Origin of the sequence: Sphingomonas sp. BK069, assembly GCF_014193405.1 — a bacterium.
In the GTDB taxonomy this organism is placed as follows: domain Bacteria; phylum Pseudomonadota; class Alphaproteobacteria; order Sphingomonadales; family Sphingomonadaceae; genus Sphingomonas.
Window position 1 is genome coordinate 502,762 of sequence record NZ_JACHZH010000001.1, and the last position, 24,260, is coordinate 527,021.

Annotated in this window: 28 protein-coding genes and 1 tRNA gene; 22 read left to right on the forward strand and 7 right to left on the reverse strand. The window is 70.8% G+C overall.

What is annotated here, in order from left to right:
- Positions 1–153 precede the first annotated feature (153 nt).
- Both cmk and aroA read right to left on the reverse strand, forming a co-directional pair.
- Complete coding sequence (cmk, locus tag FHY02_RS02580; RefSeq protein ID WP_183920181.1) at positions 154–804, reverse strand: (d)CMP kinase; 651 nt, start codon at positions 802–804, stop codon at positions 154–156.
- Positions 801–2,144, reverse strand: coding sequence for a 3-phosphoshikimate 1-carboxyvinyltransferase (gene aroA, locus FHY02_RS02585; RefSeq protein WP_183920183.1), 1,344 nt, complete (start codon positions 2,142–2,144; stop codon positions 801–803). The genes cmk and aroA overlap by 4 nt, the downstream gene beginning before the upstream one ends.
- A 100-nt stretch (positions 2,145–2,244) precedes the next feature.
- On the opposite strand from aroA, the gene FHY02_RS02590 reads away from it, so the two are divergent.
- The 10 genes from FHY02_RS02590 to FHY02_RS02630 all read left to right on the forward strand — a co-directional run bounded on the left by FHY02_RS02590 (position 2,245) and on the right by FHY02_RS02630 (position 8,310).
- Positions 2,245–2,565 (forward strand): TIGR02300 family protein, encoded by a 321-nt coding sequence (locus FHY02_RS02590; protein ID WP_183920184.1) that lies wholly within the window; start codon positions 2,245–2,247, stop codon positions 2,563–2,565.
- An 85-nt stretch (positions 2,566–2,650) separates the two neighbouring features.
- Positions 2,651–2,726 (forward strand) — tRNA-Ala (locus FHY02_RS02595).
- A gap of 195 nt (positions 2,727–2,921) precedes the next feature.
- Complete coding sequence (locus FHY02_RS02600; protein WP_183920186.1) at positions 2,922–3,086, forward strand: hypothetical protein; 165 nt, start codon at positions 2,922–2,924, stop codon at positions 3,084–3,086.
- A gap of 93 nt (positions 3,087–3,179) precedes the next feature.
- Positions 3,180–3,452 carry a hypothetical protein gene (locus FHY02_RS02605; protein ID WP_183920188.1) on the forward strand — a complete coding sequence of 91 codons (273 nt, stop codon included), beginning with the start codon at positions 3,180–3,182 and terminating at the stop codon, positions 3,450–3,452.
- A gap of 13 nt (positions 3,453–3,465) precedes the next feature.
- Positions 3,466–3,837, forward strand: a complete 372-nt coding sequence (locus FHY02_RS22610) for a CsbD family protein (RefSeq protein ID WP_221198462.1) — start codon at positions 3,466–3,468, stop codon at positions 3,835–3,837.
- A 25-nt stretch (positions 3,838–3,862) separates the two neighbouring features.
- The gene (locus FHY02_RS02610; RefSeq protein ID WP_221198463.1) at positions 3,863–5,362 is read left to right on the forward strand and encodes a PAS domain S-box protein; all 1,500 of its coding nucleotides are present in this window, start codon (positions 3,863–3,865) and stop codon (positions 5,360–5,362) included.
- Positions 5,359–5,535, forward strand: a complete 177-nt coding sequence (locus FHY02_RS02615; protein ID WP_183920192.1) for a hypothetical protein — start codon at positions 5,359–5,361, stop codon at positions 5,533–5,535. The genes FHY02_RS02610 and FHY02_RS02615 overlap by 4 nt, the downstream gene beginning before the upstream one ends.
- Before the next feature lie 2 nt (positions 5,536–5,537).
- On the forward strand, positions 5,538–6,419 hold the full coding sequence (locus tag FHY02_RS02620) for a hypothetical protein (RefSeq protein ID WP_183920194.1): 882 nt from the start codon (positions 5,538–5,540) through the stop codon (positions 6,417–6,419).
- A 58-nt stretch (positions 6,420–6,477) separates the two neighbouring features.
- Positions 6,478–6,621 carry an entericidin A/B family lipoprotein gene (locus FHY02_RS02625; protein ID WP_183920196.1) on the forward strand — a complete coding sequence of 48 codons (144 nt, stop codon included), beginning with the start codon at positions 6,478–6,480 and terminating at the stop codon, positions 6,619–6,621.
- A 159-nt stretch (positions 6,622–6,780) separates the two neighbouring features.
- Positions 6,781–8,310 carry a tryptophan halogenase family protein gene (locus tag FHY02_RS02630; protein ID WP_183921396.1) on the forward strand — a complete coding sequence of 510 codons (1,530 nt, stop codon included), beginning with the start codon at positions 6,781–6,783 and terminating at the stop codon, positions 8,308–8,310.
- A gap of 110 nt (positions 8,311–8,420) precedes the next feature.
- Here the strand turns inward: FHY02_RS02630 and FHY02_RS02635 are convergent, their stop codons facing one another.
- Positions 8,421–8,903 carry an Lrp/AsnC family transcriptional regulator gene (locus tag FHY02_RS02635; protein WP_183920198.1) on the reverse strand — a complete coding sequence of 161 codons (483 nt, stop codon included), beginning with the start codon at positions 8,901–8,903 and terminating at the stop codon, positions 8,421–8,423.
- A gap of 112 nt (positions 8,904–9,015) precedes the next feature.
- Between FHY02_RS02635 and ald the strand changes: the two genes are divergently transcribed.
- From ald to FHY02_RS02655, 4 genes are all read left to right on the forward strand, one after another.
- On the forward strand, positions 9,016–10,101 hold the full coding sequence (gene ald / locus FHY02_RS02640) for an alanine dehydrogenase (RefSeq protein ID WP_183920200.1): 1,086 nt from the start codon (positions 9,016–9,018) through the stop codon (positions 10,099–10,101).
- Positions 10,102–10,275: 174 nt separating this feature from the next.
- Positions 10,276–11,907, forward strand: coding sequence for a DNA polymerase III subunit gamma/tau (locus FHY02_RS02645; protein ID WP_183920202.1), 1,632 nt, complete (start codon positions 10,276–10,278; stop codon positions 11,905–11,907).
- The gene (locus FHY02_RS02650; RefSeq protein ID WP_183920204.1) at positions 11,904–12,227 is read left to right on the forward strand and encodes a YbaB/EbfC family nucleoid-associated protein; all 324 of its coding nucleotides are present in this window, start codon (positions 11,904–11,906) and stop codon (positions 12,225–12,227) included. Before FHY02_RS02645 ends, FHY02_RS02650 begins: the two co-directional genes overlap by 4 nt.
- A gap of 84 nt (positions 12,228–12,311) precedes the next feature.
- Positions 12,312–12,545 (forward strand): hypothetical protein, encoded by a 234-nt coding sequence (locus FHY02_RS02655; protein WP_183920206.1) that lies wholly within the window; start codon positions 12,312–12,314, stop codon positions 12,543–12,545.
- Between the two features lie 186 nt (positions 12,546–12,731).
- On the opposite strand, the gene mtgA is transcribed toward FHY02_RS02655, so the two are convergent.
- The 4 genes from mtgA to FHY02_RS02675 form a co-directional block, all read right to left on the reverse strand.
- A complete protein-coding gene (mtgA, locus tag FHY02_RS02660) occupies positions 12,732–13,406 on the reverse strand; it encodes a monofunctional biosynthetic peptidoglycan transglycosylase (protein ID WP_183920208.1) in 675 nt (224 codons plus the stop codon).
- A gap of 69 nt (positions 13,407–13,475) precedes the next feature.
- Positions 13,476–14,696, reverse strand: coding sequence for an NAD(P)/FAD-dependent oxidoreductase (locus tag FHY02_RS02665; RefSeq protein WP_183920209.1), 1,221 nt, complete (start codon positions 14,694–14,696; stop codon positions 13,476–13,478).
- 1 nt (position 14,697) lies between these two features.
- On the reverse strand, positions 14,698–15,600 hold the full coding sequence (gene rpoH / locus FHY02_RS02670; RefSeq protein ID WP_183920212.1) for an RNA polymerase sigma factor RpoH: 903 nt from the start codon (positions 15,598–15,600) through the stop codon (positions 14,698–14,700).
- A gap of 73 nt (positions 15,601–15,673) precedes the next feature.
- Positions 15,674–16,621: an RluA family pseudouridine synthase gene (locus FHY02_RS02675; protein WP_183920213.1), complete on the reverse strand. Its 948-nt coding sequence runs from the start codon at positions 16,619–16,621 to the stop codon at positions 15,674–15,676.
- Between the two features lie 22 nt (positions 16,622–16,643).
- Here FHY02_RS02675 and FHY02_RS02680 point away from each other — a divergent pair, with 22 nt between their 5' ends.
- The 8 genes from FHY02_RS02680 to FHY02_RS02715 all read left to right on the forward strand — a co-directional run bounded on the left by FHY02_RS02680 (position 16,644) and on the right by FHY02_RS02715 (position 24,250).
- Positions 16,644–17,096 (forward strand): Mov34/MPN/PAD-1 family protein, encoded by a 453-nt coding sequence (locus FHY02_RS02680; RefSeq protein ID WP_183920215.1) that lies wholly within the window; start codon positions 16,644–16,646, stop codon positions 17,094–17,096.
- A 9-nt stretch (positions 17,097–17,105) separates the two neighbouring features.
- Positions 17,106–17,750: a histidine phosphotransferase family protein gene (locus FHY02_RS02685; protein ID WP_183920217.1), complete on the forward strand. Its 645-nt coding sequence runs from the start codon at positions 17,106–17,108 to the stop codon at positions 17,748–17,750.
- Positions 17,751–17,937: 187 nt separating this feature from the next.
- Positions 17,938–18,795: a hypothetical protein gene (locus tag FHY02_RS02690; RefSeq protein WP_183920219.1), complete on the forward strand. Its 858-nt coding sequence runs from the start codon at positions 17,938–17,940 to the stop codon at positions 18,793–18,795.
- A gap of 112 nt (positions 18,796–18,907) precedes the next feature.
- The gene (locus tag FHY02_RS02695) at positions 18,908–21,211 is read left to right on the forward strand and encodes a chemotaxis protein CheA (RefSeq protein ID WP_183920221.1); all 2,304 of its coding nucleotides are present in this window, start codon (positions 18,908–18,910) and stop codon (positions 21,209–21,211) included.
- Positions 21,208–21,648, forward strand: a complete 441-nt coding sequence (locus FHY02_RS02700) for a chemotaxis protein CheW (protein ID WP_183920222.1) — start codon at positions 21,208–21,210, stop codon at positions 21,646–21,648. Before FHY02_RS02695 ends, FHY02_RS02700 begins: the two co-directional genes overlap by 4 nt.
- Positions 21,649–21,915: 267 nt before the next feature.
- Positions 21,916–22,281, forward strand: a complete 366-nt coding sequence (locus FHY02_RS02705; RefSeq protein WP_183920224.1) for a response regulator — start codon at positions 21,916–21,918, stop codon at positions 22,279–22,281.
- 35 nt (positions 22,282–22,316) lie between these two features.
- Positions 22,317–23,405: a chemotaxis protein CheB gene (locus FHY02_RS02710; RefSeq protein ID WP_183920227.1), complete on the forward strand. Its 1,089-nt coding sequence runs from the start codon at positions 22,317–22,319 to the stop codon at positions 23,403–23,405.
- Positions 23,402–24,250, forward strand: coding sequence for a CheR family methyltransferase (locus FHY02_RS02715; protein WP_183920229.1), 849 nt, complete (start codon positions 23,402–23,404; stop codon positions 24,248–24,250). Before FHY02_RS02710 ends, FHY02_RS02715 begins: the two co-directional genes overlap by 4 nt.
- Positions 24,251–24,260: the final 10 nt, after the last annotated feature.

Sequence of the window (24,260 nt, forward strand, 5' to 3'; positions counted from 1 at the left end):
GCCCACCGGACCATTGCCATATAGCGGATAAGGCGAGGACGGACAAGCGGGAGCCGCAGAGGCGGCCGGGGTGCTGCCACCGCCCGATCGCTGGCACGGCGGAGAAGTGGGGCGACCCATGTTACCGCGCTGCCCGCGCACCGGGCACCACCCTCACGCCGGCGGCGCGGCCACCGCGGCGGCGCGCGCCAGCCGCCCCTCGACCAACGCGATCGCCTTGGCCACCGCGGCCTCGATCGACAGGAAGCTGGTATCGAGCTGCGCCGCGTCGATCGCGGGCACCAGGGGGGCGGTGGCGCGCGAGCTGTCGCGGTCGTCGCGCGAGCGGATGTCGGCGAGCACCTGGTCGTAGCTGGTGTCGTCGCCGCGCGCGCGCAGCTCGGCATGGCGGCGCTGCGCCCGGATCGTAGGGGTCGCGCGGATGAACAGCTTGGCGTCGGCGTCGGGGGCGATCACCGTCCCGATGTCGCGCCCGTCGAGCACCGCGCCGCCGGGCTGGTGCGCGAACCGTTTCTGCCGCTGGAGCAGCGCCGCGCGGACCAGCGGATGCGCCGAGACGATCGAGGCGATCTGCCCGGTCGCGTCGTCGCGCAATGCCGCGTCGGCGAGCAGATCCTCGTCGAAGCCGCAGGCTGCGACCGCGTCGGCCTCGATCGACGGGTCGAGTTCGAGCCGCATGACGGTGAGCGCCACCGCCCGGTACAACAGGCCGGTGTCGAGGTGGGGGACATGATAATGACGGGCCAGCGCGCGCGCGATCGTGCCCTTGCCCGAGGCCGCCGGCCCGTCCACCGCGATGATCACGCCGTCTCTCCGGAAAGCTCTGCGAGTTGCTGATAGAAGGCGGGATAGCTCGTGGCGACCGGGCTCGCGTCGTCGAGCGTGATCGAGTCGCGCGCGTACAGGCCGGCGACCGTCATGCTCATCGCGATGCGGTGGTCGAGCTGGGTCGCCACGGTGGCGCCTCCCGCGATCTTCTCGCCGCCGTTGCCGTGTACGGTGAGCCCATCCTCGTGCTCGACGGTGGTGACGCCATTGGCCTCGAGCGCGACGCGCATCGCGGCGATCCGGTCGCTCTCCTTGACGCGCAGCTCCTCCGCACCACGCGCGACGGTCGCGCCGGCGGCGAAGGCGGCGGCGGCGAACAGCGCCGGATACTCGTCGATCATCGACGGCGCGAGATCGGGGGGCACCTCGATCCCGCGCAGCGCGGCGTGGCGCACGCGCAGGTCGGCGACGGGCTCGCCGCCCACCGTGCGGGGCTCCAGCTCCGCGATGTCGGCGCCCATCATGCGGAGCGCGGTGACGAGCCCGGCGCGGGTCGGGTTGAGGCCGACGTTCTCGATCACGACATCGCTGTCGGGGACGACCGAGGCGGCGACCATCCAGAACGCCGCGGACGAGGGGTCGCCCGGCACCGTGATCGACTGCGCCCGCAGCTCGGCCTCGCCCTCGAGCGCGATCACGCGGCCGCGCGGTCCCTGCTCGACGGTGAGGCGCGCACCGAACCCCGCGAGCATGCGCTCGCTGTGGTCGCGTGTCGGCACCGGCTCGATCACGCGCGTGATGCCCGGCGTGTTGAGCGCGGCGAGCAGCACCGCCGACTTCACCTGCGCGGAGGCGACCGGCAGCTCATAGACGATCGGCACCGCCGGGACGAGGCCGCGCACCGTCAGCGGCAGCCGGCCGCCGGGCGCCGCGGTGATGTCGGCGCCCATCTGCGCGAGCGGCGTGATCACGCGTCCCATCGGCCGGCCCGAGAGCGAGGCGTCGCCCACGAACGTCGCGCTGACCGCGTGGCTCGCCACCAGCCCCATCAGCAGCCGCGTCGAGGTGCCCGAGTTGCCCATGTCGAGCGCCTGCGCGGGCTGGAGCAGCCCGCCGACGCCCACCCCCTGAACGCGCCACACCGCGTCGTCGCCGCGCGCGATCGTCGCTCCCATCGCGCGCATCGCCGCGGCGGTGGCGAGCACGTCCTCGCCCTCCAGCAGGCCTTCGATCCGGCTCTCGCCGACCGCCAGGGCCGAGAGCATCAGCGAGCGGTGGCTGATCGACTTGTCGCCGGGAACACGGATGCGACCGCTCAGTCGGGCCGGCGCGCGGATCACGCGTGGGGAAGGGGAGGTGTGAGGGGAATGCGCCATGGTGCGCGGTGCTTGCCAGCCGGCTTGTGCTATGGCAAGGCGCGCCCCACTTCGGCGGCCACCCATCGTCGATCCACCCATCCGAAAGGCTTTGCACGGCATGATCAAGCCGGAATGGGGCACGAAGCGTACGTGCCCGAAATGCGCGACGCGTTTCTACGACCTCGAGAAGGACGACCCCGTCACCTGCATCAACTGCGGGCACGCGTGGGAGCCCGAACCGATCCTCAAGTCCAAGCAGCCGCTGCCGTTCGAGCAGGCCAAGCCCGACAAGCAGGAGCCCGATCGCGATCTCGCCGGTGACGACGAGGATCTGGACACCAACGAGGACGAGGAGCCCTCAGCCGACGACGAGGTCGACCTCGGCGGTGACGACGATCTCGGCGTCGAGACCAGCAGCGACGAAGACGAGAACAACTAAGACTGAAAAAAATGCGAGGCAGGCGGCTCAGGCCGCTTGCCAAGCCAGCGGCCCCCGGCTAGGGGGCTGCCTCCCGGGACGGAATGGGGCCGTAGCTCAGCTGGGAGAGCGTCGCAATGGCATTGCGAAGGTCAGGGGTTCGATCCCCCTCGGCTCCACCATTCCCTCGTCCCGCCGCCCGCGCCGATGCTGCCGGGTCGTACCCCCCAGCGCTGATCTTCGCGCCGCCGCGACCTTCGCGTGCTACCAGTCCGGCCTACTAGTCGGCTGGTACTTCACGCTCATTTTCTCGTCTCCGCGCGCCGCCTAGGTCGGTGTTCCGGCCTGAACGGCTGCGAACGAGGAACGAGGCGAGCATGGTGGCCAAGAAGATCGACCGGGCGTATCTCCTGCGCCGCTCCGAGGAGCATCTGATCCGCGCCGCGCGCGCCAGCGACGATGCCGCGCGCGTGCTGCACCAGCGCTTCGCCGACCTGTACCGCGCGCGTGCGAACGGCGAACGCCTGGTACAACAGGACTAGTCCTTAAGCGCAAAGTTACCAGGAACGGCCTAATCTGCGATAGGTTTAGCTCCCGAACCGGATGCATGTCGTGTCCGGCCCGGAGGGTTGTTCGTGCGCCTCCTCGTTGATCGGATCGCTGCTGTTCCGGCGCCGCTCGGCGCGGTCGTCGCGGTGCGCCGGTCGGCCGGTCGCTCGCGTCACCCGCTCGGCACGACCGCGGCAGCGTATCGCCGCGGCGGCCGCGATCCCGCCCGCTTCGCCACTGCCAAGCCACGTCGCTGCGAAGGGCGCGACGCGGGTGGGATCGATCGTGCGACGATCGCCTCCACGAGCCAGCGCTCGCCCCGGTCGCGCGGGGCGGCGCCGACCCGTTCGAGCATCTGACAGGAGAATCAAGATGAACAAGCATGAGCTTCACGGTGGTGCCCGGTATCTCGGCGGCAAGGTCGAGAAGGCGATCGGCGACACCGTCGACAGCCGCGACTGGCGGGTCAGCGGGGTCAAGGATGAGGTCGCCGGCGGTGCCGAGAACCTGTTTGGCCGCGCTCAATCGGCCGCCGAGGACGTTGCCGACGCCACGCCGGGGCTGATCGAAGAGGTGCGCGAGAGGGCCGGCGACGCCGCCACGCGCGCGGCCGATGTCGCCCGGCGGGGCGCGCACGAGGCACGCGCCACGGTGCGGGGCGGCGACGAGCGGCTGCTGTGGGCGGCGGTCGCCGCGCTGGGCGGGTTCGCGCTCGGCTGGCTCGCCAGCGGCCAGCGCGGCTGACCCGGGAGCGCCCGTGTCACCGTCGTTGAAAACCCTCCGCGAGACCGCGGATCTGCGCCACCTGCGCCAGATCATCGCCGGTCTCGACGAAGGCGTGATCCTGATCGATCCCGACGAGACCCTGTTGTGGGCCAATGCTGCGGCGCTGGCGATGCATGGGGTCGAGCGGCTCGAGGACCTCGGCGACACCGTCGACGCGTATCGCGCGCGCTTCCAGCTGCGCTACCGCAACAACCACCGGCTCGAGGCCGACGACTATCCGATCGAGCGGGTGGTGGCGGGCGACTCCTTCTCCGAAGTGGTGGTCGAGGTCACCGTCGCGGGCGAGAGCGAGCCGCGCTGGGTCCACCAGGTGCGCAGCCTCGTGCTCAACGACGGCGACGAGGACGCGCCGTCGTGCGTGGTGCTGGTGATCCAGGACGTCACCGCGCGCTACGAGGCGGAGGACCGGTTCGAGCAGTCGTTCAACGCGAACCCGGCACCGGCGGTGATCTGTCGGCTCGCCGACCTCCGATACGTCAAGGTCAACCAGGGCTTCCTCGAGATGACGGGTCACACGCGCGACCAAGTGCTGTGCAAGACCGTCTACGACATCGACGTGCTGCGCCGCGCCGACCGCCGCGAGCTCGCCAAGGAGCGGCTCGCCGTGGGGCGCACGATCCCGCAGATGGAGGCCGAGCTCGATCTGCCAGGCGGCGGCACCAAGCTGGTGATCGTCGCCGGCCAGCCGATCGACATGGGCGACCAGCCCTGCATGCTGTTCACCTTCGCCGACCTCGAGCCGCGGCGGAAGGCGGAGTCGCAGCTGCGCCACAGCGAGGAGCGCTTCACCCGTACCTTCCAGATGGCGCCGGTACCGATGGCGATCGGCGCGCGCGACGGCCATCTTCTGTGCGAGGTCAACGCCAGCTTCACGGCGCTGACCGGCTATGCCGCGACCGAGATCATCGGTCGCTCGCTCGCCGACGCCGGCCTGTGGTCGAGCGACGCGGTGCGCGCCAGCATCGAGGCTGTGATCGAGGACGGACGCGACCTGCGCGCGCACGAGGCGCGCATCACCGCGAAGGACGGCGGCGCGATCGACTGCCTCGTCTCGACCGAGGCGATCACACTCGGCGACGATGCCTGCCTGCTCTGGGCCTTCCAGGACATCACCCAGCGCAAGGCGACCGAGCTCGAACTGGTCGAGGCGATCGAGGCGGTGATGAAGGACACCAGCTGGTTCAGCCGCTCGATCATGGACAAATTGGCGCGACTGCGCGCGCCCCAGCCTGATCTGGGCGGGGCGGGGATCGACGACCTCACCGCACGCGAGCGCGAGGTGCTGGCGCTGATCTGCCGTGGGCTCGATGACAAGTCGATCGCGCGCTCGCTGGGCGTCTCCGGCAACACCGTGCGCAACCATGTCGCGCGGATCTACGCCAAGATCGGGGTCAATCGCCGCACCGCGGCCGCTGCCTGGGCACGCGCGCGCGGGTTCGAGAGCGAGACGGTCGCGGTCGGGCCGCGGGAGGTGTCGGCATGACGAAGAATCCCGAACGGGGCGAGGCGGCCGACCGTCGTCGCGCCAAGGGAGCGGCACGCGAGGCGATCGGCAAGCTGATCGGCGATGATGCCGCAGTGCGCGAGGGGCGCGCGCAACAGGAGGAGGCGGGGTGCACGCCCGACCCCGCCCGCGAACCGACAGAACAGGAGTGACTATGACGACGAATGTGACGGGCGGCTACGCGCCGCTGGACGAGAGGGCCGTCGCGCGCGCCGGCACGCGCGTGTCCTGGGGCGCGATCTTCGCGGGCGTGGTGCTGGCGGTGGCGGTACAGCTGCTGCTCGGCATCTTGGGCACCGGCATCGGCCTCTCGATGGTCGACCCGGTCGAGGGCACGACGCCGGGCGCGACCGGGTTCGGCATCGGCGCGGGGCTCTACTGGCTGATCACCACGGTCGTCGCGCTCGGCGCGGGCGGCTATGCCGCGGCGCGGCTGTCGGGCGTGACGGAGCGGTTCGACGCGCTCGTCCACGGGCTGGTCGTGTGGGGCGTCACGCTGATCCTCACCCTCTACCTGCTCACCTCCGCGGTGGGCGGCATCATCGGCGGCGCGTTCCGTACGGTCGGCGCGGTTGCCGGCGCGGCGGGTTCGACCGTCGGCGCGGCGGCACCGAAGGTGGCGCAGATCGCGGGCATCGACCAGGGCGACGTGCGCGAAGAGGCATCGGCCTATCTCGCCGACGCGCCCAGCGACCCGGCGCAGATGACGCCGGAGCAGGCGCCGAAGGAGATCGCCAAACAGCTCCCGGCGCTGGCACGCGGCGGCACCGATGGCGCGCGCGCCGAGGGCCGCATCGTCGACATCGTCGCGGCGCAGCGCAAGATCAGCCGCGCCGAGGCGCAGGCGCAGGTCACTCGCGCCAAGCAGGACGTCGTCAAGGCGAAGAACGACGCGGTGCAGACCGCCAAGTCCGCCACCGACGCCGCCGCCGGTGCTGCCGCCGGCACCTCCTTCATCCTCGTGCTCGCGCTGCTCGCCGGCGCCGGCGCGGCCGCGTTCGGCGCGACGACGGCGACTCGCCGCCGTCTGCGCTGATGATCGGCGGCGGGCCGGCGTATCGGGCCCGCCGCCCTCTTTCTGCAAGGAGCCTGCTATGACCAAGACGATCGGCCTGGGCATCGGCCTCGGCGCACTGCTCGCGCTCACCGCCTGCAACACCGTGCATGGGGCGGGCAAGGATCTCGAGTCGGCGGGTAATGCCGTGTCCGACGCGTCGGGGACCAGCAAGAAGAAGTGATCGCCGCCTGCCCGCGCGATAGGGGCAGCCGGGTCGCGTCGACGGGCGCGACCCGGCCGCTCGCGTCACGTCGAGGCGACGCGGCCGCTTCCCGCCGCGACCCGGCTGCGCCAAAGACGGCATAGCGCCGCGTCCCCCGCGGCAGGGGGCGAGCGGTTGATCAACGAGCATACGATCCGCGACGTGGTCATCCTCGGCGGCGGCACCGCGGGCTGGATGGCAGCGGCGGCGCTGTCGCGCTTCCTCGATAACGGCGTGACGCGAGTCACGCTGGTCGAGTCGGAGGAGATCGGGACCGTCGGCGTGGGAGAGGCGACGATCCCGCCGCTCATCACCTTCAACCAGATGCTCGGCATCGACGAGGACGACTTCCTGCGCGCCACGGCGGGGACGTTCAAGCTCGGCATCGAGTTCGTCGACTGGGGCGCGCTGGGCGAGCGCTATCTGCACCCGTTCGGCGCACACGGTCGCGACCTGCAGGGCATCCACTTCCACCAGCTCTGGCTGCGCACGGCGCGGCGCGCGCGCGAGGCCGGCGGCGCCGTGCCCGATATCGCTGATTGGGCGGTCAGCGGCGTCGCCGCGCGCGCGGGTCGCTTCGCGCGGCCCGCACCGGACTCGCCCGCGCCGCTGCGCGACCTGCGCTACGCCTTCCACTTCGACGCGGCACGCTACGCCTCTTTCCTGCGCCGCTACGCCGAGGCGGCGGGCGCGACACGAGTCGACGGGTGCGTCGTGTCGGTCCGCCGCGACGCCGCGACCGGGCAGGTCGCCGCGCTGCGCCTCGCCGACGGCCGTGAGGTGGCGGGCGAGCTGTTCGTCGACTGCTCCGGCTTCCGCGGGCTGCTGATCGAGGAGACACTGGCGACCGGCTATGAGGATTGGCGCCGCTGGCTGCCGTGCGATCGCGCGGTCGCGGTGCCCTGCGCGTTGCCGAGGGACCCCGAACCCTACACGCGCGCGACCGCGCGGCCGTTCGGCTGGCAGTGGCGCATCCCGCTGCAGCACCGGCTCGGCAACGGCTATGTCTACGCCAGCCGTTACCTCGACGACGACGCGGCCGAGGCGGCGCTGCTCGGCGCGCTCGAGGGGGAGCCGCAGGCAGCGCCGCGCCGCTTGTCGTTCGTCGCGGGGCGGCGGACGCTGGCGTGGAACGCCAATGTCGTGTCGCTGGGGCTGGCCAGCGGCTTCGTCGAGCCGCTCGAGTCGACCTCGATCCACCTCGTCCAGGCCGGCATCGCCAAGCTGATCGCGCTCTTCCCCGACCGCCGCTTCGATCGCGAGGAGCGCGACGAGTACAATCGCCACATGCGCGACCTCTACGAGGACGTGCGCGATTTCATCATCCTCCACTACAAAGCAACGCGGCGCGACGACACGCCGTTCTGGGACGCGGTGCGGACGATGGACGTGCCCGAGACGCTGCGGCGGCGGATGGCGCTGTTCGCAGGCAAGGGGCGGATCTTCCGCGACACCGCCGAGCTGTTCACCACCGCGAGCTGGGTAGCGGTGGGGCTCGGTCAAGGGCTGGTGCCGGCGGACTATGAGCCCGCAGTGGACGCGCTCGACGAGGCCAAGGTCGCCGCCGCTCTGCGCCAGATGCACGCCGCCGGCGCCGCCGCGGTGGCGACACTACCGACCCACGCGGATTATCTGCGTCGGTCGGGGCTCATGGCGGGGGCGGAATAGAGCCGCGGGGGCGGTCGTCTTCACGACTAGATGCGGGCTCGAGACGGAACATCGCGGTTCAACGCTAGCAGAAGGTTTAGCTGGGCGCCGCCCGCTTATCGTTTCACCCATCACTCCAGCAGCGTCAGCGGCAACCGCGGCGCGACCACCTCCCGCAGCACGAAGCCCGATTCCATCTGCGTGACCCCCGGAAGCCGCGACAGCTCCTCGCGGTGGATCCGCGCGAAGTCGCCGAGGTCGCGCGCCCGTATGGTCACCAGATAGTCGTAGCTGCCCGACATGAGGTCGCAGCGCACCACCGAGGGGCTCGCCGCGATCGCCTGCTCGAACGAGTCGAGCACGTCCTTGCGCTGGCTCTCCAGCGTCACCTTGATGTGGACGATCGTCGCGCAGCCCAGCTTGGCGAGGTCGAGCCGCGCGGCGTAACCGGTGATCACGCCAGCCTCCTCCAGTGCGCGCTGGCGCCGAGCGACCGCGGTGGCGGAACGCCCGATCGCCTCGGCGAGCGTTAAGGCGGTCGCGCGCGCGTTGCCGAGCAGCAGCGCGATCAGGCGGCGGTCGATTCGGTCGAGAGCGGTGGATTCCTGCGGCATGCTTCCCATTAGCGCATGAACTCGGTGCGCGGCCACCTGCGGACGGGCCTCTTCGCGCGGACTCGGCGCCGCCGACGCGCTATCCTTCGCGCAGGATAGAGGAGCCTGGAACATGCGCGTCGGCGTACCCAAGGAGATCAAGAACCACGAATATCGCGTCGGCCTGACGCCCGGCGCGGTGCGCGAATATGTCGCGCGTGGCCACGACGTGGTGGTGCAGACGGGCGCGGGGGCGGGCATCGCCGCCGACGACCAGGCCTATCGCGCCGCCGGTGCCGCGATCGTCGACACCGCCGAGGAGGTGTTCGCCACCGCGCAGATGATCGTCAAGGTCAAGGAGCCGCAGCCGAGCGAGTGGGTGCAGCTGCGTGAGGACCAGATCCTCTTCACCTATCTCCACCTCGCACCCGATCCTGAGCAGGCCAAGGGGCTGATGGCATCGGGCGTCACCGCGGTGGCCTATGAGACGGTGACCGACCGGCGCGGCCACCTGCCGCTGCTCGCGCCGATGAGCGAGGTCGCGGGGCGGCTGTCGATCGAGGCGGCGGGCACCGCGCTCAAGGCGGTCAACGGCGGGCGCGGCGTGCTGATCGGCGGCGTGCCGGGCGTGCAGCCGGCGCGGATCGTCGTGCTCGGCGGCGGCGTGGTCGGCACCCATGCCGCCCGCATGGCGGTTGGGCTCGGCGCCGAGGTGACCGTGATCGACCGCTCGATCCCGCGGCTGCGCGAGCTGGACGAGCTGTTCGGCGGGCGCGTGCGCACGCGAGTCTCGACGCTGGAGGCGATCGAGCATGAGGTGGCCGAGGCCGACGCGGTGATCGGCGCGGTGCTGATCCCGGGCGCGTCGGCGCCCAAGCTGGTGACCCGGCCGATGCTCGCGTTGATGAAGCCGCGCGCAGTGCTGGTCGACGTCGCGATCGACCAGGGCGGCTGCTTCGAGACCAGCCACGCCACCACGCATGCCGAGCCGACCTATGAGGTCGATGGCGTGATCCATTATTGCGTTGCCAACATGCCCGGCGCGGTGCCGCTCACCTCGAGCCACGCGCTCAACAATGCGACGCTGCCGTACGGCCTCGCGCTGGCCGACAAGGGCTATGCCGCGGCCGAGGCGGACGCCGGGCTGATGGAGGGCGTCAACGTGCGCGGCGGACGGATCGTCAACCGCGTCGTGGCGGAGGCGCTCGGCCAAGGGTGAGGCCAAGGCGCGCTTCGCCGCGCCACCGTGACCTTCGTGCGTGCGGGGTCGGTATACCGCCGACCCCCAAGCTCGGTCTTGTTGCGCGCGTCGCGATGACCGGCGCGCGGGCATGAGCCTCGCCGCGCCCGCATCCTTCGACAAGCGCGACCCCACGCCCTATATCCGGCAGCGATGGCCGAATCCCTCGATCTCGAGACCCCGCCGCCGCCCGCGGGCGCACAGCCCTATCGCGTGCTGGCGCGCAAATATCGCCCGCAGTCGTTCAAGGCGCTGATCGGCCAGGACGCGATGGTGCAGACGCTCGCCAATGCGATCAAGCGCGACCGCATCGCGCACGCCTTCCTGCTCACCGGTGTCCGCGGCGTCGGCAAGACCTCGACCGCGCGGCTGATCGCCAAGGCGCTCAACTGCGTCGGTCCCGACGGGCAGGGCGGCCCGACGATCGACCCGTGCGGCGTATGCGAACCGTGCCGCGCGATCGCCGAGGGGCGCCATATCGACGTGATCGAGATGGACGCCGCCAGCCACACCGGCATCGACGACGTGCGCGAGATCATCGAGGCGTCGCGCTACGCCGCGGTTTCGGCGCGCTACAAGATCTACATCGTCGACGAGGTCCACATGCTGTCGAAGGCGGCCTTTAACGGGCTGCTCAAGACGCTCGAGGAGCCGCCCGCGCACGTCAAGTTCCTGTTCGCCACCACCGAGGTGAACAAGGTGCCGGTCACCGTGCTGTCGCGCTGCCAGCGCTTCGACCTCCGCCGCATCCCCGCGACCCTGCTCGCTGATCATTTCGCGCGCGTGGTCGAGGCCGAGGGCGCGCTGGCCGAGCCCGAGGCGCTGGCGCTGATCGCGCGCGCCGCGGAAGGCTCGGCGCGCGACGGGCTGTCGATCCTCGACCAGGCGATCGCGCACGCCGACCTGGCCGGCGGCGGCGTCAGCGCCGACGCGGTGCGCGAGATGCTCGGCCTGTCCGACCGCAGCGCGGTGCGCGACCTGCTCGGGCTGGTGCTGGCGGGCGACGCGCCGGGAGCGCTCGCCGCACTGCGGCGCCAGTACGATCTCGGCGTCGACCCGCTCGGCGTGATCCGCGCCCTGCTCGAGGCGGTGCACGGCGTCACCCAGGTCAAGGTCGGCGCGCCCGATGATATGGCGCAGCCCGCCGAGGAGCGCGCCGCCTATCGCGACTGGGCCGACAAGCTGTCGTTCCCGCTGCTCCACCGCCTGTGGCAGCTGTTTCTCAAGGGGCATGAGGAGGTCCAGCGCGCCGCGCTGCCGATCGAGACCGCCGAGATGGCGCTGCTGCGCGCGATCCACGCCTCGACGCTGCCCGATCCGGGCGAGCTGGCGCGCCGGCTCGCGGGCGGGGCGATGCCGGCGCCCGCCGCCGCACCGGTGGCGCCGCCCGCACCGCCGTCGCCGGCGGACCGCGTACCGAGCGAGTTCGCGGGCGTGCTCGCGCTGCTCGACGACCTCAACAAGCTCGAGCTGCTCGTCCGCCTCAAGCGCGGCGCCAGCCTGGTCCGCTACGCCCCGCCCGAGATCGTACTGAGCGGCGCGCGTCCGCTCTCCACTGACACGCTGACCGAACTCGCCGCGGTGCTGCGCGAGGCGACCGGCATGCCGTGGAAGATCGCGGTCGCGGATGCACCCGGCGCGCCGACGATGTTCGAGGCGGAGCAGGACGCGGTGCAGGCGCGCCACGATGCGGCGCGCGCGCATCCGATCGTCGCGGCCGCGTTCGAGGCTTTTCCCGAGGCCGAACTGATCGACCCCAAACCAGCCAAGCGGAGTATCACGTGAAGGATCTCAACGACATCCTGGCGATGGCCCAGAACGTTCAGAACGAACTGCAGAAGGCGCAGGACAGCCTCGACACGATCGAGGTGGAGGGCGTCGCCGGCGGCGGGCTGGTCAAGGTCCGCGCCTCGGCGAAGGGGCGGATCATCGGCGTCGCGATCGACGACTCGCTGATCGTGCCCTCGGAGAAGCAGATGCTCGAGGACCTCGTCGCCGCCGCGTTCAACGACGCGCGGACCAAGGCGGACGCGGTCTCCTCGACTGAAATGTCGAAGATGACCAGCGGTCTGCCGCTGCCGCCGGGGTTCAAGCTACCGTTCTGAGGCGGGACAGTCGGATTGTTGCGCGGCGGGAACAAGCGCCCGTCGCTCGCATTCCTTCGCTCACTCAGGTGAGAGGAGGATGCCATGAGCGACGACCGCGTAATCCAGACCCCGCACACGACGGTGATCGAGCGTCGCGGCGGCGGCGGCGTGCTGATCGGGCTGGCGGTGCTGCTGGCGGTGATCGTCGGCGCCTATCTGCTGCTCGTCCGCAACGATAGTGAGGTCGCCAAGAACAACGCGATCACCTCGGCGGCGAAGAGCGTCGGCGACACCGCCGACAAAGCTGGCGCCGCCGTGGATCGCGCCGCGAAGTAACGGAATCGTGGCGGCTCTGAGAAGTGACCGCACCTCAGTTGGCAGCGTCATCCTGCACTTGTTTCAGGACCCACCGTGTCGCGAGCACCTCGGTTCCTGAGAGTGAGGCGAGGTGGATCCCGGACCAAGTCCGGGATGACGGAGATAGAGTGGGCCAAGGTTGCGCCTAAGCCTCCACGCCACGCCTCATCGCAGGCAAGCGTCCAGCCCGTTGCGGCGCACCACCCCGACGTAGCGCGCCAGCCGGTCGCCGTGCCGGCGCACGAAGCCGCTCGGGTCGATCGCGGCGCGCTTCTTGGGCAGTGGCAGCACCGCGGCGATCCGTCCCGCCTCGATCGGGCTCAGCCGCTCGGCCGAGTGGCGGAAATAGCGGATCGAGCCCGCCTCGACGCCGTAGGTGCCGATCCCGGTCTCGGCGACGTTGAGATAGACTTCCATGATCCGGCGCTTGCCCCAGAATGTCTCGATCAGCAGCGTGAACCACGCCTCCAGCGCCTTGCGGACATAGCCGCCGCCCTGGACCAGGAAGACGTTCTTGGCGGTCTGCTGGCTGATGGTGGAGCCGCCTCGGATGCGCTTGCCCTCGGCATTGTGCATGGCCGCGCCCGCGATCGCGCCCCAGTCGAAGCCGTGGTGCGTGCAGAACTTGCTGTCCTCGCCGGCGATCGCGGCGCGGGGCATGTCGGGGTCGATCGCGGCGAGGGGACGCCACTCCTTGGTGACGCCGCGTCCGGCGAACAGGTCGCCCGCCATGGTCAGCGTGAACGGCACTGGCACGACGGCGTAGAGGAGCACCCAGGCGACCGAGACCAGGATGAAGCCGAGGACGAGCTTGAGCAGGAGCCGGAGCAGGCGGAACATGTGACGCGTGGTAGCGGGCCCGCGTGGCGGTGAGAAGCATGGAGAGAGGCTGTCAGTGTACTGACGCCTTCACACCTCGCCGAGGATCGCCCGCGCCGCCGCCATCCCGGTCTCATATGCCCCGTGCGCGGTCGAGAAATCGTGCGGCGAGCAGGCCTCCCCCGCGAAATACAGCCGCGCGTCGACCGGCGCCGCGAGCACCGCGCGCGCACCGGCGTGGCCGACCGCCGCGTGCGAGTAGCTGCCCCCGATCCACGGCTCGTGCCGCCAGCGGGTCGCGGTGACCGGATGGAGCCGCGCGCGCCACTCACCGCCGAGCAGCGCGACCAGCTCGTCGACGACGAAGGCGGCAGCGGCGTCCGAGTCCTCCAGCGCGTCGGCGGTCGGGCCGCCGAGGAAGCTCTCGATCAGCGGGTAGCCGAAGGGCGACAGGCGATGGGTCGCAGTATCCGCCGAATGGGGATTGCCCATCAGGTGCGAGTCGGCGGGCCAGTCGGGCCGGTCGACGCGCAGCATCACCTTGTCGGCGACGCCGAGTGGCAGCCCGGCCGCGGCGCCGACCTTGTCGGCCAGCGGGGGCTCGAAGGCGATCCCGCCGCGCGCCAGCACCGGGGTCGGGACCGTCACGACCACCGCCTCGGTCTCGATCGTTCCGGCCGCGCTCTCGACACGTAGGCGCGCGCCGCGGTGATCGACCCGCGTCACAGCGCAGCCGAGCCGCACCGGCAGCCCACGCGCATGATCTGCGATCAGCGTGCCGTAACCCTCGCGCACCGCCCAATTGTCCTCCGTCGCGGCATCCTCATAGGCGAGCCAGTCATGGAGCGAGACGTCGTCGATCGCGGCGCCGTTGGCGAAGCGCGAGATGGCGTCGAGCAGCGGCCGCCAGCGCTCATCCGACGGCACCGCCGCGCCCAGCGCGCGATCGGGCGCTGCCGCCAAGGCATGAGCGGCCGCCGTCATCCGCTCGCGTGCGGCGTTGGCGGCACGATGATCGTCGCGCGGAAAGCCGAGGTCGCGCCACTGTTCGCCCCAGCGCGCGGTGTCGGTCGCGACGGTGAAGCCGCGCGCGCGCGCGATCCCGGTCCAAGGATTGCGTCCGGCGGAGTGGAGCCAGCCGCAGCCGAGGTCCAGCGTCGCCTTCCCGATCGCGATGCTATGGGCGCGCCCGCCGAGCCGATCGCCCGCCTCGAGCAGCAACACGTCGCGACCGGCGTCGTGAAGGTGGCGCGCCGCGGCGATGCCGGCGGCCCCGCCGCCGACGATCACCGCATCCGCGCCGCGCGCCACGTCAGGCGGTCAGCAGCCGCTTCTCGCCCGCCAGCCGCATCATCGCGCGCTGGAGCTTCTCGAACGCGCGCACCTCGATCTGGCGGACGCGCTCGCGGCTGACGCCATAGACCTGGCTCAGCTCCTCCAGCGTCTTGGGATCGTCGGTGAGACGCCGCTCGGTAAGAATGTGCTTCTCGCGATCGTTGAGGTCGCTCATCGCGTTGACCAGCATGTCGTGGCGCACGTCCGCCTCCTGCTGGTCGGCGACGACCTTGTCCTGCAGCGGCGCGTCGTCCTGCAACCAGTCCTGCCACTGGCCCTCGCCGTCCTCGCGCATCGAGACGTTGAGCGAGGTGTCGCCCCCCATCGCCATGCGGCGGTTCATGCTGACCACGTCGGCCTCGGTGACGCCGAGATCGGTCGCGATCTTCTGCACGTCCTCGGGACGAAGGTCGCCGTCCTCGAACGCGTCGAGCCGCGCCTTCATGCGGCGGAGATTGAAGAAGAGCTTCTTCTGCGCCGCGGTGGTGCCCATCTTCACCAGACTCCACGAGCGCAGGATGAATTCCTGGATCGAGGCGCGGATCCACCACATCGCATAGGTGGCGAGGCGGAAGCCGCGATCGGGCTCGAACTTCTTCACGCCCTGCATCAGCCCGATATTGCCCTCGGAGATCAGCTCGCTGACGGGCAGGCCATAGCCGCGATAGCCCATCGCGATCTTGGCGACGAGGCGCAGGTGGCTGGTGACGAGCTGCGCCGCCGCCTCGGTATCACCATGCTCCTGGAAGCGCTTGGCGAGCATATATTCCTGCTCGGGCGCCAGGATCGGGAATTTCTTGATCTCGGCGAGATAGCGGTTGAGGCTCTGCTCCCCGCCGAGCGCAGGGATCGTCGCCGGGACGTTGCTGCGTGCTGCCATGATCCTTGATCTCCCTTCCTGGCGGGAAACGCGACGATGTCCGGACTAGTGCCAGACGGCATGCGCTTCGCACCTATACGACGAGCTGACTGAACAGTTCCTGCATGTCCCGCGGCATCGCACTGTCGAACGACAGCGCGTCGCCAGTGATCGGGTGGATGAACCCGAGGCGGGCGGCGTGCAAGGCCTGGCGGCGGAAACCGAGCGTTTCGATCACGCCGCGATGTGCTGGTTTCGTTCTACCGTAAACGGGGTCGCCCAGCAAGGCGTGGCCGAGCGACGCCATGTGGACGCGCACCTGGTGAGTCCGCCCGGTCTCGAGCCGGCACTCGACCAACGCTGCGTCGCGCAGCGGCTGGAGCAGCGAATAGTGGGTCACCGCCCGCTTGCCACCGGCGACGATCGCGACCTTCTTGCGGTTGGCGGCCGACCGCGCGAGCGGCGCGTCGACGCTGCCTGCCGCCGGCATCGGCCGGCCATTGACGATCGCGCGGTAGCGACGATCGATGGTGTGCGCGGCGAACTGCTTGGCGAGGCCCTCATGCGCGCGGTCGGTCTTGGCCGCCACCATCAGCCCCGACGTATCCTTGTCGATGCGATGCACGATCCCCGGCCGTGCCACGCCGCCGATCCCGGAGAGCGACCCGCCGCAATGGTGGAGCAGCGCATTGACCAGCGTACCGTCGAGGTTGCCCGCCGCCGGGTGGACGACCAGACCGGCAGGCTTGTCGACGACGATGAGGTGATCGTCCTCGTACGCGACAACCAGCGGGATGTTCTGCGCCTCGTTGTGCGCGGGGGCGGGGGCAGGGACCGCGACCGCATAGGCGTCGCCCGCGCGCGACTTGCGCGACGGATCGCGCACCGCCGCGCCGTCCTGCGTCACCTGACCCGCGTTGATCAGCACCTTGAGCCGCTCGCGCGACAGCGTCGGCACCGCCTCCGCGAGCGCACGATCGAGCCGCCACCCGTCCGAGGAGGGTGCGATCGTCGCTGAGATGATGGAAACCCCCCGGTCCATTGCTCCATGCTATGTGGCGACGATGGTCGATATTTCAATCCGCCTGCGTGACGAACTGATCGCAGCCGCGGCCGGCAGCGCCGACGAGGTCTGCGGTCTGCTGCTCGGTCGCGGGGAGCACGTGGAGCGGGCGCTGCCGTGCCGCAACGTCGCCGCGACCCCGGCGACGCGCTTCGAGCTCGATCCCGCCGCGCTGCTCGCGGCGCATCGCGCGGCGCGCGCCGGCGCACCGGCGGTGCTCGGCCATTACCATTCGCACCCGAGCGGTGACGCGAGTCCCTCGCCGCGCGACGCCGCCGACGCCATACCCGACGGCAGCCTGTGGCTCATCGTGGCGGGCGAGGCGGTGACAGCATGGCGCGCGGTCGAAGACGGCGCGCTGCACGGCCGCTTCGTTCCGGTCGCGATGCGCGACGACGGTTGCGGAGCCGGGCACGAGCCGCCACAAGGCGGCGACGCCCCCCGCGCGGAGTAATTCCTCGACATGACGATCAGCCCGGTCGACTTCGCCTCCCTGCTGTGCTCGCGCCTGTGCCACGACCTGCTCTCTCCGGTCGGCGCGCTCAACAACGGGCTGGAGCTGCTCAACGACGAGACCGATCCCGAGATGCGCGCGCGCTGCCTCGAGCTGCTCAACGAGAGCGCGCGGGTGTCCGCCAACAAGCTCAAGTTCTTCCGCCTGGCGTTCGGCGCGGCGGGGGGCTTCGGCGAGCGGGTCGACGTGCGCGAGGCGCGTCAGGCGGTGGAGGGGCTGCTCGGTGACAACAAGCGGCTGCAACTGCAATGGCTGATCGAGGAGCCCGAGCTGCCCAAGGCGGCGGTGAAGGTGCTGCTCAATCTCGCGCTGATCGCGGGCGACACCTTGGTGCGGGGCGGCACGGTCACGATCGGGGTGGAGGAGAGCGCCGAGACGACCGAGATCGTGCTGCGCGCCGAGGGTCCTCGGCTGGTGCTCGACCCCGAGCTGCGCGCGACGCTGACCGACGGCGCGAACGGCGCGGCGATCACCCCGCGGGCGGCGGCGGCGTTCCTGGTCAATACGATAGCGGCCGAGGCGGGCGGCTCGGTGATGGTGAGCGACGCGGTCGACGGGACCTTGCTATTCGGCGCGGCGCTGCCGAATAGATAAAAGTCGCCTCTCCGGCTCAACTCGGCGAGCCGCGACGACAAGCCGTTGAGCGGAGGGATTGAAACGGCTGACCCATACAGGCGCTAAAGGAACAACGCGGGAACGGGGTTCGCTCTAAAATGATCATGCATCCGACCGTGCGGATGTGAGATCTTTTGGGGCGAAATTTATGATGCGACGGACAACGATGGCGACCGCGATGATGCTGGCGCTGATGCTCAGCGGCTGCGGTGACGACGGCAAGGATGCCCAGGCGTCCGCCACGGCAAGCAGCAAGAAGGCTGGAACGACGACCCCAGCACCGGCGCCTTCGCCCACGCCGCAGACCTACTCGTACGACAAGGCCGCCAATCTCACGATCGATCGGACCTTCAAAGGGTATGACCGATTCTCGTCCACCGCCGTGGACGGTAAATTCAAGACCGCAGAGTTTTCATCGTCTGATAGTGCTGCCACTTCCTTCGTAAAAGGTGAAAGTAAGATCACCTTTGCCGACAGCGCCGATCTTCCCAACGGTGGTGTATTCTCGTTTCCTGGGATCAGCGGTGGGGCGGGAATACACATTCAAAGCGGTGGACAACTAGTGGCGCTCGAATTACCGAGTGCACTGTCATCGTACCAGTATTTCCTGTTCGCCGAGTATGCTGACGCCGGCACGTATCGCCACTTCGTCATCGGTGCGCCGACCAACCCGGCCGAGATCAACGGTACGGGAACGCTCACCTATGCCGCTCTCATCGGAGAGGAAGGAAACAAGTTGGGCGTCAAGCCTGCGCCGCTCACCGTCGATCTGGCGAAGAGCACGATCGGCGGCACCATCCCGCTGATCCATGACGGCGGTCAGGCGACGGATGTCGTGCTCACCGGGTCAATCGACGCGACGAAGCACATCAAGGGCACGTTCCAGAGCAGCGACGGCAAGGTGACGGGCGAGTTCCGTGGGCGGCCGTTCGGCCCCGGCGGCAAGGAGCTGGCGATGGTCGTCGCTGTGAAAAAGGACGACGGCACACTCGCCTCGTTCCGCCTCACGGGGACGCTCAAGTAGGAGCCTCGCGGCGCGGCCTCGGCTCCGCCGGCGCCGCGCCTTCCTTCAGTAAACACCCTTTTAACCGCCGCCGTGCCATGCCCCGCTCGCCGACACGACGCGACGGGGCCGCATGGACGATCTGCTGCAGGAATTTATCGCCGAAACGCGCGAGACGCTCGAGGCGCTCTCGGGCGAGATCGTCGGCTGGGAGGCCGATCCGAGCGACCGCGCGCGGCTCGATTCGATCTTCCGCTTCGTCCACACCATCAAGGGCAGCTGCGGCTTCCTCGACCTGCCGCGGCTCGCCCGACTCAGCCACGCCGCCGAGGACGCGCTCGCCGCGGTCCGCGGCGGTGACCGGGTGCCCGACAGCGCGCTCGTCAGCGCCATCCTCGCGATCATCGACCGGATCGGCGACCTGGTCGAGGCGATCGACGCGGGCGAGTCGCTCGACGATGGCGGCGAGGCGCTGCTGATCGCCGCGCTCGACGCCGTTCCCGCCGCCGCCACATCCGCCGTCGCGGTCCCGAGCACGGCGACGCCGCCCGACCCCTCGATGCTCGCCGCTACCGCGCAGCGCGCCGGGCACAAGCGCTCGGTGCGGCTCTCGGTCGACCTGCTCGACCGCATGATGAGCGGCGTGTCCGACATGGTGCTGGCGCGCAACCAGCTCGCACGCCACCTGCGCCTGATCGAGGACCCGCGGCTGGAAGCCATGCTCGAGCGGCTCAGCCTGTCGGTCGACGAGCTGCGCGACACCGTTACCCGCACCCGCATGCAGCGCGTCGAGGCGCTCTTCTCGGCGCTGCCGCGGCTGGCGCGCGACTCCGCCTCCTCGCTCGGGAAAGCGGTGTCGCTGGTGATCGAGGGCGGCGACGTCGAGCTCGACCGCGAGATGATCGAGCTGCTGCGCGATCCGCTCGTTCATATCGTCCGCAACGCGGTCGATCACGGGCTGGAGGACCGCGCCGATCGCATCCTCGCAGGCAAGCCCGGCACCGGCGAGCTGCGCGTGGTCGCGCGACAGGCGGGCAACCTCATCATCATCGACATCGTCGACGACGGCCGCGGCGTCGACACCGACCGGCTCATCGCCAAGATCCTGCGCGACCAGCCGTCGCGCGCCGCCGAGCTGCGCGGGCTCGACGAGGAGGCACGGCTGCGACTGATCTTCGAGCCCGGCCTGTCCTCGCGCGACGAGGTCACCGCGCTGTCGGGCCGCGGCGTCGGGATGGATGTGGTCAAGGCGAATGTCGAACAGGCCGGCGGGCGCATCTCGCTGGTCAACCGTCCGGGGCAGGGGCTCACCGTATCGCTCGAGGTGCCGCTGACGCTCGCCATCCTCAACGCGGTGCTGGTCGACGCCGCGGGCACGCGCTTCGCGGTGCCGCGCCAGTCGGTCGACGAGATCGTCGCGGTCGACGGCGGCGCGGTGCGGGTCGATCGCGTCGGGACGGGTTCGATCGTGCTGCTGCGCGGCCAGCGGTTGCCGATGGTCGAGCTGGGCGACCTGCTCGATCGCGCGCCCGCCGAGCCGCCGCGCTATCTCGCCATCGTCTCCCTGCGCGAGGGCCGCTTCGCGCTCGCACTCGACGGCGTGCGCGACACGCAGGAGCTCGTCGTCAAGCCCGCCGCGCCCGCGGTGATGCGCGCGGGCCTCTACGCCGGGCAGATGCTGCCCGACGATGGTCTGCCGATCCTGCTGCTCGACTGTTCCGGCATCGCCGCCAAGGCGGGGTTGACCTTCGAGCAGGCCCAGGCGCAGGCCTCCGCCTCCGTCGCGGTCGAGCCGGTGCGGGCCTTGCTCTTCCTCGACGTCGACGGCGAGCGCCGCCTGATCGTGTCCGACGCGGTCGACCGGATCGAGAAGGTCGCCGCCGGCGCGGTGCGCTCGCTCGCGGGCGGCACCTGGCTGACCATCGACGGCCGCTCGGTGCCGGTCTGGGCGGGCCAGGGGGTGGTCGCTGAGACCGTGCGAACCGTGCTGCGGCTCCAGGCCGACGGTCTCGAGCTCGCCTATCCCGTGGAGGAGGCGGTCGAGATCGTGCCGCTGCCCGACGAACTGTCGCCCGCCGCCGATCCGCACGGCATCATCGCGGGGCTGGCGGTGGTCGCGGGCGAGCCGATCGAAATGGTCGACCCGCTCGCGCTGTTCGCCGCCTTGCCCGTCGCGGCCGAGCGTCCGCTCTGCCTGCTCCACGGCAGCGAGGGTGCATGGATGGAGGCCTTCCTCAAACCGACGATCGAGCAGGCCGGCTACCGGGTGGTCCGCGCGGTCAACCCGGGCGAGCGCCCCGCCATCGCGCTCGCCATCGACGAGGAAGCCGACAGCGCGCCGGTGCCCGCGCTGCGGCTCAGCCGCTCGCGCGGCCAGCCACTCTACCGTTACGATCGCGGCGCGCTGATCGCCGCGCTGAAGGAGCATCGCGCATGATCGGATCGCTGCAACTCGTGGCGCGGATCGGCGGCTGCGGCGTGCTGTTCGACGCCGAGCGGGTCGATTCGGTGGTCGAGGTCGGCGCGGTGGTGCCCGCGCCCGGCGCCGCCGCCTCGGTGATCGGGCTGGCGGCGATGCGGAGCCGCGTCGCCACCGTGCTGGATGTGCGCACGCTGCTCGGGGTCGCTCGCTGTCCCGACGAGACGCGTCGCGAGGGTGGCCGCGCCGTGGCGACGATCGTCGACGGCCATCTCTACGCCATCGCCGTCGACTCGCTCGAGGACGTCTCCACCTTCCAGCTCGGCGCTGCGCCAGCGGGGCTGGACACCGCTGGCGAGTGGGATTTCGTCACCGGCATCGGCGAGGGGCAGCAGGAGACGTTGCTGGCGCTCGACGTCGATCGGCTGGTCGCGCGCGCCAGCGCGCTGGCCTGACCGGGCCAAGCCAGGGGGCGAGCGTCTCCGGTTCGTCATGCCGGGCTTGGCCCGGCATCCATGGCGCCGCGCACTCTTCCGGCTTCACGCAAGCGCGAGCATGGATCCCGGATCACGTCCGGGATGGCGGATGAAACTGAATCCGCGGTGTCATCCATTCAGTGCCCTGTGACACCGCGACCGGAACAACTTTCCCGTCGCCGTTAACGTCAAACTTACCCCTCGCGCGGCACAAGCAGGCCACGCTTGGTATCGCAGGACCGCCCCATGAGAACTTGCCTGATCGTCGATGACTCCAAGGTGATCCGCAAGGTCGCCCGGCATATCCTGGAGACGCTCGACTTCACCGTCGCGGAGGCGGGGGACGGCCGCGAGGCGCTCACCGCCTGCCGCGCCTCCTGCCCCGACGTCATCCTGCTCGACTGGAACATGCCCGTGATGAGCGGCATGGAGTTCCTCCGCGCGCTCGGCGACGAGCCGCTGCCCGCGCGCCCGAAGGTGGTGTTCTGCACCACCGAGAACGGCATGGCGCACATCCGCGCGGCGATCGAGGCCGGCGCCGACGAATATGTGATGAAGCCGTTCGATCGCGAGACGCTGCAGAGCAAACTCCAGATCGTCGGCGTCGCCTGACGCCGACGCCCGCCGCACCCGCGCCGATCGCTGCCATGCCGCAGTTCGCGTCCTCTCTGGCCTCGTCGCGCGGCGCGGCGCCGCGCGTGCTGATCGTCGACGATTCGGCGGTCGCGCGCGCCGCCCTCGGTCGCTACATCGAGGCGAGCGGCCGGTTCGAGCTGGCCGGCGCGGTCGGCGACGCCTCGCGCGCGCTCGCCTTCCTGGCGACGCAGCGGGTCGACGTGATCCTGCTCGATCTCGAGATGCCGCGACAGAGCGGGATCGACGCGCTGCCGCAGCTGCTCGTCGCCGGGGCCGGCGCACGCGTGCTGATCGTGTCGAGCACCGCGGCGGAGGGCGCCGAGGTCACGATGCGCGCGCTCGCGCTCGGCGCGGCCGACACGTTGGTCAAGCCTGTCGCGGGTGCCTTCGCCAGCCGCTTCGGCGACACCCTGCTGGCGCGGCTCGACGTGCTCGCCGCCCCTGCTGCGCCGGCCGGCGCGGTGGCCGTGATCGAACCGGCGCGCCGCGGCTTCGCTCCCGCGACGCTCGTACCGGCGGCGCCCGCCTTCGAAGCGATCGCGATCGGCGCTTCCACCGGCGGCATCCACGCGCTCGCCTCGCTGCTCGCCGAGGTGCCCGCCGCGGTGACCCAGCCGATCCTGGTCACGCAGCACCTGCCGCCGTCCTTCTCGCCCTACTTCGCCGCCCAGGTCGGCGTCTCGGCGAAGCGCCCTAGCGTCATCGCGCAGGATCATGGCCGCGTCCGCGCCGGCGAAGTGGTGATCGCGCCGGGCAACGCCCACCTCGTCGCGCACGCGCTCCACGACGGCGGGGCGGCCACGCGGCTGTCGCAGGCGCCCGCGCCGACCGGCAATTTGCCCTCGGTCGATCCGATGTTCGCGAGCCTCGCCGCGGTCTACGGCCCGCGCCTGCTCGCGATCGTGCTGAGCGGCATGGGCCGCGACGGGCTCGAGGGCGCGCGTGCGGTGCGCGACGCGGGCGGCACCGTGCTGGTGCAGGATCGCGGCAGCTCGGTGGTGTGGGGCATGCCGGGCGCGGTCGCCAAGGCTGGCCTGGCGCAGGGCGTGATGTCGCCCGCCGAGCTCGGCGCGATGATCGCTGCGGGGGGCGGGCGGTGAGCGCGGCGGCGCAGGGACAGCCGACGATCGACGCGGGCTCGGCGCAGGTCTTCGCCGCGCTGCTCGAGGCGCGCACCGGCCAGCGCATTGCCGCCGGCCGCAGCTGGAAATTCGACGCCGCGCTGAAGCCGCTGCTTCAGTCGCTCGGGCTCGATCGGGTCGAACAACTCACGGCGAGGCTGATGGAACGTCACGATACCGCACTGGCGGACCGGATCGTCGACTCGCTGCTCAACCAGGAGACCAGCTTCTACCGCGACGCCGGCGTGATCGAGGCCGCCGCCAAGCTGGTGCAGGAGCAGCCGGCGCCCGCGCGCGTGTGGTGCGCCGCCTGCGCCACGGGGCAGGAACCGCTGTCGCTCGCGATGTTGTTCGCCGAGGCGGGCGGGCCTATGCCCGAGATCGTCGCCACCGACGTCTCCGCCGCCGCGATCGCCCGCGCGCGCGCGGGCAGCTACAGCCAGTTCGAGATCCAGCGCGGCCTGCCGATCCGGCGCATGATGCAGTGGTTCGAGAGCGCGCTGAACGATCAGTGGGTGGCGCAGCCCAAGCTGCTCGCGACGATCGCCTATCGCCGCCACAATCTGGTGACCGACCCGGCGCCGGCCGGCCTATTCGACCTGATCCTGTGCCGCAACGTGCTGTTCTACCTCGCGCCGCACCTGCGCGAGCAGGTGCTGGAGCGGCTCGCCGCCGCGCTCAAGCCCAGCGGCGTGCTGCTGCTCGGCGCGGGCGAGACGGTGATCGGCCAGTCGGAGCGGCTGCGCCCGTGCCGGCGCGCGCGCGGCTTCTACGAGCGGGTCGGCGCGCCCGACACACCGGAGCAGCTTTACACCGCTCGCTAAGTCCGCGATT